This window comes from Paenibacillus sp. TY11, assembly GCF_059772165.1.
Map to the genome: position 1 here is coordinate 1 of NZ_JCBAIQ010000049.1, position 9046 is coordinate 9046.

8 protein-coding genes are annotated in these 9046 nt (G+C 44.4%); 7 read left to right on the forward strand and 1 reads right to left on the reverse strand.

Annotated elements, in window-relative coordinates; all coding sequences use genetic code 11:
- Positions 1 to 659, forward strand: a 659-nt coding sequence (locus AC6EJC_RS26510) for a hypothetical protein (protein WP_444956486.1), incomplete at its 5' end; no start/stop codon positions are given.
- A gap of 1007 nt (positions 660 to 1666) precedes the next feature.
- Here AC6EJC_RS26510 and AC6EJC_RS26515 read toward each other — a convergent pair.
- Positions 1667 to 2731, reverse strand: coding sequence for an HD-GYP domain-containing protein (locus AC6EJC_RS26515; protein ID WP_444956487.1), 1065 nt, complete (start codon positions 2729 to 2731; stop codon positions 1667 to 1669).
- Positions 2732 to 3048: 317 nt separating this feature from the next.
- On the opposite strand from AC6EJC_RS26515, the gene AC6EJC_RS26520 reads away from it, so the two are divergent.
- The 6 genes from AC6EJC_RS26520 to AC6EJC_RS26545 all read left to right on the forward strand — a co-directional run.
- Entirely contained in the window at positions 3049 to 4503 is a 1455-nt protein-coding gene (locus AC6EJC_RS26520; RefSeq protein WP_444956488.1) for a bifunctional metallophosphatase/5'-nucleotidase, read from the forward strand.
- Complete coding sequence (locus tag AC6EJC_RS26525) at positions 4457 to 5617, forward strand: HD-GYP domain-containing protein (RefSeq protein WP_444956489.1); 1161 nt, start codon at positions 4457 to 4459, stop codon at positions 5615 to 5617. The genes AC6EJC_RS26520 and AC6EJC_RS26525 overlap by 47 nt, the downstream gene beginning before the upstream one ends.
- A 97-nt stretch (positions 5618 to 5714) precedes the next feature.
- On the forward strand, positions 5715 to 6845 hold the full coding sequence (yfkAB, locus tag AC6EJC_RS26530) for a radical SAM/CxCxxxxC motif protein YfkAB (RefSeq protein ID WP_444956490.1): 1131 nt from the start codon (positions 5715 to 5717) through the stop codon (positions 6843 to 6845).
- A gap of 108 nt (positions 6846 to 6953) precedes the next feature.
- Positions 6954 to 8303 (forward strand): hemolysin family protein, encoded by a 1350-nt coding sequence (locus AC6EJC_RS26535; protein ID WP_444956491.1) that lies wholly within the window; start codon positions 6954 to 6956, stop codon positions 8301 to 8303.
- Positions 8304 to 8462: 159 nt separating this feature from the next.
- Positions 8463 to 8768 carry a transposase gene (locus tag AC6EJC_RS26540; protein WP_444956492.1) on the forward strand — a complete coding sequence of 102 codons (306 nt, stop codon included), beginning with the start codon at positions 8463 to 8465 and terminating at the stop codon, positions 8766 to 8768.
- A gap of 76 nt (positions 8769 to 8844) precedes the next feature.
- Positions 8845 to 9046, forward strand: a 202-nt coding sequence (locus tag AC6EJC_RS26545) for an IS3 family transposase (protein ID WP_444956493.1), incomplete at its 3' end; no start/stop codon positions are given.

Consider the following 9046-nt stretch of genomic DNA (forward strand, 5'->3'; position numbering starts at 1 on the left):
TATGGAGTCGTATGGCCTCTACTTTGGTTTCAAATGTATACTCGTTAAATTTTGTTCCCTTTTTCGCCGGCATAAAAAATGCACCCCCTAGATTTCATCGGATCAACCAGGGGTTTATTCCAATGTCTATTCTAAGGGGTGCACTTCAGGTCACTGAAGGTCTTTCTAAAATTTATTTTAATGCAGATCCACTTGCTAGTAATAATGGTATGGATAAATTCAAAGAACATTTTTCAAGCAATTTAATGATTTCACTTGAGAATTGTGCAGACTACTTATCTGAACACAGTACTGAAGAAGTTGTTGAGGATGAGAGAATTCTTGAGTTACTTAAAGAAGTTTATGAACTTGAAGAATTCATAATTAACAGTAAATTACAGAATGAACTAGAGAAAATACTTATTTATCAACTAAACAATGTTAGAGATTCTTTATTAAAATATAAATTTTACGGCTCACAAGGTATTATTGACAGTGTTGCAACTACGCTAGGAACATTAATTTGGAATCGAGAGAAGATTGAACACAATAATGATAAAGGTACTGTTGAACGGATTTTTAAGCTTGTCGTAAAAATTAATTCAATTTTTAGTCTCAAGGATAATAGTATTAAATTAATAGGTGAAATTTTTAGAAAACTAACTGGTGGAGATAATTAATATCTCAAATAATATTGAGGTGGACTCGTAAGTTTTTCGGGTGACATCATAACTGTCACTACACCCGTAGAAGCTTATGTGTCGTTATCTTCGGACAGGGGTTCGACTCCCCTCGCTGAACAGGATAAAATGATTTTTCAAATCGTTAATACTTGTAAAATTAGGCATAACAATGATAAACAACAGGATAAATATAATAAAGATGTCTGGTATGCATGGATGTTTCACTATTATCTTGCAACAGTTCATGCACTCTTGCGTCTTAAAGATAACTAAGATTTTTTAAAAAAATTTGGTTGAGCTCCTTAAATATTTGTGAAAAACTCTGCTGGTTTATGCTAGCAGTTTTTTTGTATTTTTAATAAAGAACGTTTGTTCCTGCTATATTCTGTTCGTGCTGTGGAAATCAATATACATAGTGTTTATTTTCTATATAACGATCGTACTAGATACATAAAGGAAAAGAGGTGAGGTAAGGATGAAGAAATGCAAAGTGGAAATTAGAACGGTAATTAAAACTGTTCCGCATCCAGAACCGCAGAGGTTAGTTGACTTGTGGGCAATGATTGTTCTGAAGGAGATACTAGACCGGGAAAAGAGAGGTGAACTTAATAGTCGAAAAAATTAGCATATATAATAGAAGAGAAAATTTAAGCTTTCGGTAAAATGTGATACCACCCATGATACCGAAAGCTTTGAAGACTAAAGAAAAATCGTTAATTTAGCTGTGCGCAGAAATACATAAATCCTGTAATTAAGCGGATTTCCGTTTCGTTTGCGCCTAATCCAAATCGAGATGGAAGGTTCCATCGGATAATTTTTGCTATGCGAAGGTTATGATGGGGCTGAGGCAAGATAGTAACTAGGCGTTTATCCGTAACATAAAAAAGAGGCTGTCCTTCGTAGGAAGAAACTACGGATCAAGGACAGTCTCTTTTCATTCGCGTAGCCTGTGCTTCGGGAAAACATTCCGTTCCACCGAAGTAACGCCGGGCGGCAGTTGCAGATCAGGACTCCAGATAAACTTCATCAATGGATACATGGCGTTCTCTGGACAAATCTACATACTCATTATCGTTAATTTTCACTAAAGGTCTGAAGTAGTCAATTGGATTGTTCAGAATAATCGTTCCTGTCTGACCTGTGGTCAAAAGGACCTGCTTATTAATAAAATTCGGAAGCATGTGACGGATGAAGGCCTGGGTAGCTTCAGGGTTCAGATGTCCAAAACTCATGCTGTGCAGCTCGCGTAAAACGGCGAGTAGCTCCTGCTTCGTCTGATACACACGATTTGAAATCATAGCGCTATAGACGTCAGCAACAGCTGTTATGCTGGCAAAAGGATGAATCTCTTCCTTAAACAGTCCATGGGGGTATCCGCTTCCATCCTCACGCTCATGATGCTGCAAGGCGACGATTGCTGAAATTTCATCACTGGTCGAATTACGAATAATATCAAAGCCATAGAGGGAGTGCTTCTTCATTTCCTGAAATTCTTCAGGCGTTAATTTATCAGGCTTATTCAAAATGTCATCTGGTATCATGGACTTGCCTATATCGTGTAAATATCCGGCTTTACCTGCGGCATAAGCCTCTTCCTCTGTATATCCCAGCCATGTGGCAATGTAATATGAGAGTACACCTACTTGGAGAGAATGATTATACGTATACTGATCTCCCCGTTCCATAATTAACAGCATAGATACGACATCTTTTTGACGAGCCAGCTCTGTAACGAGGGGGCTGAATAGCTCATCAACTCGAGATTCATCAAATTTACCAGTTGCGGAAGCTTCGAGAAACATGCTCTCAAAGCCACGAATTGACTGCTCCATGAGGGGAACGGCGCGTTTGAGGGATTCGGGGGAAGCTGGAACATCGGGGGCAAAGTCAACCGGAATGCTCGCTGAACCCGCATCAATGTCGATATAATCGACACCATGCATAATGAGCTTGGAAATATCGTCATGCTGAAGCTCGGTGCCCTGAATCATAACAGGTACACCGTGCCCGTTGTATGTATCGGATTTAAGGCGATCTCCTGGCTTGGCATCGGTAACGTGAACTCTCATGTGCTAACCTCCTTTTTGTCGTAAATTTGTCGAAAATACGAAACAATCCTAATATATCAAGAATTATATGGGATGACAACGACTAATTTACTATTATTCCAAGCTGTAAAATAGGTCCTAGGAACCCATCTCCTCTCAGATACATACAGAAGGTGATGTCAATGCTTTTCACTATGTCTATGATGTGAGATTGTAGAGAGACTACAGTGTAGCTTAGGGTCTATGCCCACTCACATGTACCATATTGCTAAATAACATGATATGCTTAAACATTAGGAGCTCCAAAGTCGATATATAAAGTATAGAGGAGGGCGGTTATGGAGATGACGACTCGGCAAACGTTGACCATTTTGCATACCAATGATATCCATAGTCATTTTGGCAGTATGCCTTCGATAGCCGCGATGATCAATGAACGAAGAGCCGCATCAGGGGATGCGCTACTTGTGCTGGACATAGGAGACCACATGGACCGGATGGCCCCCGAAACGGAAGGAACGCTCGGTGGGGCAAATGTGGATGTGATTAATCTAACAGGATACGATGCAATTACGATCGGTAACAATGAAGGGCTGACTTTTACCCCGGATATGATTGAACAGGCATATGCGGGAATTCATTGTCCAGTCGTATGTGGCAATATGAGAGAGCGTGCCACGGGGATGAGCCCTTCGTGGATGAAAGAATCCCTTATTATGGACAAAGCAGGGATTAAGGTTGGTTTACTCGGTGTGACGGCTCCTTTTACAGAGTTTTATCAATTGCTGGGTTGGGATGCGCTCAATCCGTTTGAGGTGCTGGGTAAGCAGATCGCGGTACTGAGAAAGCATGTTGATGTTTTGGTTATGATGTCGCACCTGGGTTTACCTTCTGATGAAAAATTAGCGTCGCAGTTTCCTGAAATTGACGTTATTCTTGGTGGTCACACCCATCATGTGCTGAAGGAACCGCTATGGATCGGGAGCACAGCTTTATGTGGGGCGGGTAAGTTCGGAACGTTGCTAGGTGAAGTGACACTAACTCGTAACAATAGCCTTGAACCGTTTCGGGTCACGTCAGGTGGCGTAGTTCCTGTGGATCAGACGCTGCTGGACGAAAAAGTGGCATCGGCCATTGTGTTGCATCGCAGACAAGCAGAGCGCGCCATGGAGAGCACGGTGGCAGTGACGGATCGGGAATTGAAGATCGCCTATGATCAGGAGTCCCCTTTCGGGAATTTGCTGGCACAATCGGTGTCCCATTTTACAGGAACAGAAATTGCTCTCGTCAATGCGGGTCAACTGCTCGGCCCATTACCTCAAGGGGATATCAGCAAAGGAATGCTGCATTCTTTATGCCCTTCGCCGATTAATGCCTGTATTATGAAGTTACGGGGAAGAGACATTCGGTTGGCGCTGGAGCAGTCCCTGCTGCCTGAATTTGCGGACAAGCCCATGACGGGGTTTGGCTTCAGAGGTAAAGTGCTTGGCACGATGTGTGTGGAAGGTTTGGCAATTCAGTATGACCCGGGCCGTGCTCCTTATGAAAAAGTGACGGACATTCGTGTAGCGGGTCAACGTTTAGAAGAGCATAAGGAATACATGGTGGGCACGTTGGATATGTTCACTTTCAGAGCAGGTTATGAGGTGCTTGCGAACGGAACAGATCTCCGATATATGCTTCCAGAATTTTTACGGGATTTGATTGAAATGGAGTTGAAGCGTCCGGGCGCGATGGAAGAATGTTTTGCAGCTAGGTGGCTTCAGGTATCAAAACAATCGGGAGAGGATTAAGCTGCGACTGGTACCTGTTACATTATTGAGAGCCGGCATGAAGCTGGGCAAAAAAATATACAATGAAAATGGAATGGTGCTGCTCTCGGAAGGTGTTGAGCTTACTTCGCGATTGATTGAACGTCTAGGCCAAGTCGGTATTGGATATGTATACATTGAGGATGCTGTGACAGAAGATATCGTCATTCCTGAAATGATCCATGAACAGACGAGGGTAACGGCGCTACAGGAAATCAAAAAGCAGTTTCAGGGTCTGACATCCTACTCCGTAGATCATAAGCACAAATATTTTGGTAAGTCATTTTATAAGGTGATGGAATCCATTCTGGACGATATTGGAGGCCGTCAGGACGCCGTCATTATGTTGATGGATATCGGGGCCGCGGATCAGGATTTGTATCATCATTCTTTGAACGTATGTCTGTATTCACTTGTACTGGGAATATCTAATGGCTACGATAACAACCAGCTCATGGAGCTGGGAATAGGTTCACTACTGCACGATATCGGTAAAATGAAAATTTCGCCTCAAGTACTCTATAAGCCGGGCAAATTGACGGACGAGGAATATGAGCATATGAAAACACACACGGTGATGGGCTACAAGCTGCTTAAAGACGAACCCGGGATTCCCTTGTTATCGGCTCACTGTGCATTACAGCATCATGAGCGTATCGACGGCAGCGGATACCCAAACGGTTGGAAAAAGGATCAAATCCACGAATATGCGAAATGGATCGGTCTGGCGGACTCGTATGACGCGATGACAGCAAGTCGGATATACAAGCAGGCTTTGTTGCCTTATGAAGCGATGGAGGTGCTGTACGCCGGGGCAGGCACGTTGTATGAGCAGCGAATGCTGGAAGCCTTTCGTGACTGTGTAGCTATTTACCCCCTGGGGCTCTCTGTGTTGCTCAATACGGGGGAAGAGGGGGTCGTAGTGCGTATACACCCCAAAATCCCGCAAAGGCCCGTCATTCGTATTGTAAGGGACCGGGATGGGCAGGAATTGAAGGCGCCTTATGATGTGGATTTGTCCGTATCCCTTTCGGTTATGATTACAAACACACTGGGCGCTACTGCCGTTCCTTTCGGAGGAGTACACGTAGATTAGTAGATGTTGTGGAAGAAAGCATGCAGACACTTTACACATCATGATATGATAATTATACGTCTTTTGAGGTTAATAACAGAAATAAGGTGAAAACATAATGACAGTTCTACAAAATAACACACTACCCCAAATATCGCCAACGTATGATCCGTGGGACCCGATTGTCTCACTGCGTACACATGGTCGTCATTTGCTTACGAGTGTGGAAATGACCGTGACGCATCTGTGCAATATGCGCTGTGAGCATTGCGCTGTTGGTGACATGCTGGTTATGAAGGAGGCACCTTTCCTTCCTTTAGACCTAATGCTAAAGCGGCTGGATGAGGTCGAGCATCTGGAGACAATCAGTATTACAGGCGGAGAACCTGCTTTGCTCGATAAAACGGTGGATGAAGTGATCGTTCCGCTGTTGAAATACGCCAAAGAGCGCGGTATTCGCTCGCAAATCAACTCCAATCTGACGTTAGATATTCGAAGATACGAGAAGATGCTTCCTTATCTGGATGTGATGCATATTTCGTTTAACTATTTGAATGCTGACGATTTTTATGAAGTGGGTTTTGCAAATACCGGACGTCCGACTCCACGTGCGGGTGCTGTTCGCTTGTATGAAAAAATGATGGAGAATGCCCGCAGATTGAGCGAAATGGGGATGTTCATTTCAGCTGAATCCATGATTAATTATCGGACACACACGAAGCTGGAGGGCATTCATCAGTTGATCAACGAAATGGGTTGCCGACGGCATGAGGTTCATCCGATGTACGCGTCGAATTTTGCCTCTGCCTTGCCTGTGCTTTCACTCGACGATATGCGGAACTCTATTCATAAGTTGCTGGATGTACGTAATCAAGACATGTGGATGTTGTTTGGTACGTTACCCTTCTTTGCTTGTTCGGATCGGGAGGAAGACCGCAAGTTGCTTCGCCGCCTGCGCCAGGAACCGAATATTACAGTGCGAAATGATCCGGACGGAAGAAACCGCGTAAATGTGAATATGTTCACGGGTAGCGTGTATGTGACGGATTTTGCAGACATTCCGGCTTTCGGAAACATTCAGGAAGACAGTCTGGACGATATTTTCGGTGAATGGCTTAATGAGCATCCGCTGAATCAGACCGTGAACTGTCATTGTGATGCCGCTGCCTGTTGCGGGCCGAATCTACTCGTAGCGGATATGTATTACAAGGGAGTAGACTTTAAATCAAGAAAAGCATTACAACTATGAGCATTTTTGCATGATTCCAAATAGCGGCTTCCAATCATTAATATCTGGATTGAAATGCCTGCAAGTCAAATGATGCAAAATGCAAACTATAGAAATGGGGAGTTCGTATTGGATGGTCATACCGAGTTTCATTGGGGATTGCTAGCTGTGAATCTCCTCTTGGTACTGCTGCTTGTCTTTCTAAACGGTGTATTTGTGGCCGCAGAGTTTTCGCTGGTCAAAATGCGCCAATCCCGATTGACGCAGCTCCAAAGCGAGGGGCATCGCCTGGCAGGCTATGCACTAAAGGTGAACCAAAAGTTGGATGCTTATCTGTCTGCCACCCAATTGGGCATTACGCTGGCTTCATTGGGCTTGGGCTGGATTGGTGAGCCAGCAATATCCGGCTACCTGATAGAGCCACTCATGCACAAACTCGGTGTAACTGACGGTACACTGATTACAACGGTATCCGTTGTCATCGGATTTTGCATAATTACCTTTTTGCATATTGTATTGGGCGAGCTGGCTCCAAAGTCTTTAGCGATTCAGAAGACCGAAGGTGTGGCGTTGTTTTTATCAGCTCCATTGCTGCTTTTTTATAAGATCTTTCTGCCTGTGATCTGGGTATTGAATGCTGCGGCAAACTTGCTGTTGCGGGCATTCGGCATTCAGCCGGCGAGTGAAGCCGAAGCGGCTCATTCGGAGGAAGAGATTCGTATATTGATGAACCAGAGCGCCAAAAGCGGTGTTATTGATAAGGACGAAATCAAGCTGATGGATAATATTTTTGATTTTTCCGACTTACTTGCCCGTGAAATCATGCTGCCGCGTACGGATATGGATTGTTTGTATACGAATTTGTCGTTTAAGGAAAATTTGAAGATTATCAGCGAAACCAAGCACTCCCGCTACCCGGTAGCGGTTGAGGATAAAGACCAGATTATCGGTTTCGTTCATATTACGGATCTTCTGCTAGCTGAGCAGGGAGAGCAACTGGATCTAGCCTCGGTGGTACGTCCTATTTTGAATGTGCCTGAGTCCATGGAAGTGAGTCACGTGCTGCGCCTTATGCAGAAAAAACATTCCCAAATGACTCTCGTGGTAGATGAGTACGGCGGAACGGCCGGGCTGCTGACAGCGGAGGAAATTTTGGAGGAAATCGTCGGGGATCTTTATGATGAGTTTGAGGATGAACGCCCGAGCGTGGAAATGAAGGAGAACTTCATTTCTGTGGACGGTCGTATGCTCATTGAGGATGTCAATGATTTGACTGGAGTGAACATTGAAGACGATGAGGTGGATTCCATCGGTGGCTGGCTGTTCAAGGAATTGGAAGGCAGTCCGGTGAAAGGGAAGAAAATTGAGTTTTATAACCTGACCTTTGAGGTGGAGGAAGCAACTAGGCTTCGCATAATGAGAGTGAAGATTCACCGCAAGCCTGTGATTGGAGATGAGCTTTCTACCGATGAATCCTGATCCACAGAGATAGGTACGATCAGTTCAGGTATGTAAGTTATTATAGATTGCTGAAGAAAGAGCCTTTAGATCCACGTTACCGTGGTTTTGTTATTATCCCTTTTGAGTAGACAGTTAGGAATAAGCCCCTTACTGTATATACTTAGGAGGGATTTTTTCATGGGGAAGATTAAAAATACGTATAGTCAGGAATTCAAGTTGGAAATTGTGAACATGTACTTGGAAGAGGGAAAAACCTCCTATCAACTATCCAAAAGTCTGAATCTGGATGCGAAGATGATTCGGCGCTGGGTTCATGCCTTTCGGGAAGAAGGGATTACAGCCCTCAGCGAGCGTAGAGGAAGCAAAACCGGTACGGGAAAAGGACGTCCCCGGACGAAAGGGTTGAGTCTGGAGGAGGAAGTCGCAAGACTTCGAATGGAGAATGCATTCTTAAAAAAGCTGCGGGAATTCCAAAGGGGGTGAGCAACCATCAAACCTATGTCGCTGTATGCGTCGTTCTCCGGAAAAATCAAGGAAGCAACAAGAAGACGAACAGATCTTGGATTGGTTGAAGGAGGGCTACCACGCCGTGAAAGGGATCTATGGTTATCCGCGAATGACAGCTTGGCTTCGTCGCCAGTACGCCTGCAAGGTGAATCACAAGCGGGTTTACCGACTGTTGAAGCAAGCGGGTCTACAATCCCGGATACGCAGAAAGAAACGCTTCTTTAAACCTGTCTGTGAAGGAAATAAGGCGGAGA

Excerpts from the sequence above, each read along its gene's own strand:
- AC6EJC_RS26540 (WP_444956492.1), top strand. The coding sequence starts at position 8,463 with ATGGGGAAGATTAAAAATACGTATAGTCAGGAATTCAAGTTGGAAATT.
- AC6EJC_RS26515 (WP_444956487.1), bottom strand. The coding sequence starts at position 2,731 with ATGAGAGTTCACGTTACCGATGCCAAGCCAGGAGATCGCCTTAAATCC.
- yfkAB (WP_444956490.1), top strand. The coding sequence starts at position 5,715 with ATGACAGTTCTACAAAATAACACACTACCCCAAATATCGCCAACGTAT.
- AC6EJC_RS26520 (WP_444956488.1), top strand. The coding sequence starts at position 3,049 with ATGGAGATGACGACTCGGCAAACGTTGACCATTTTGCATACCAATGAT.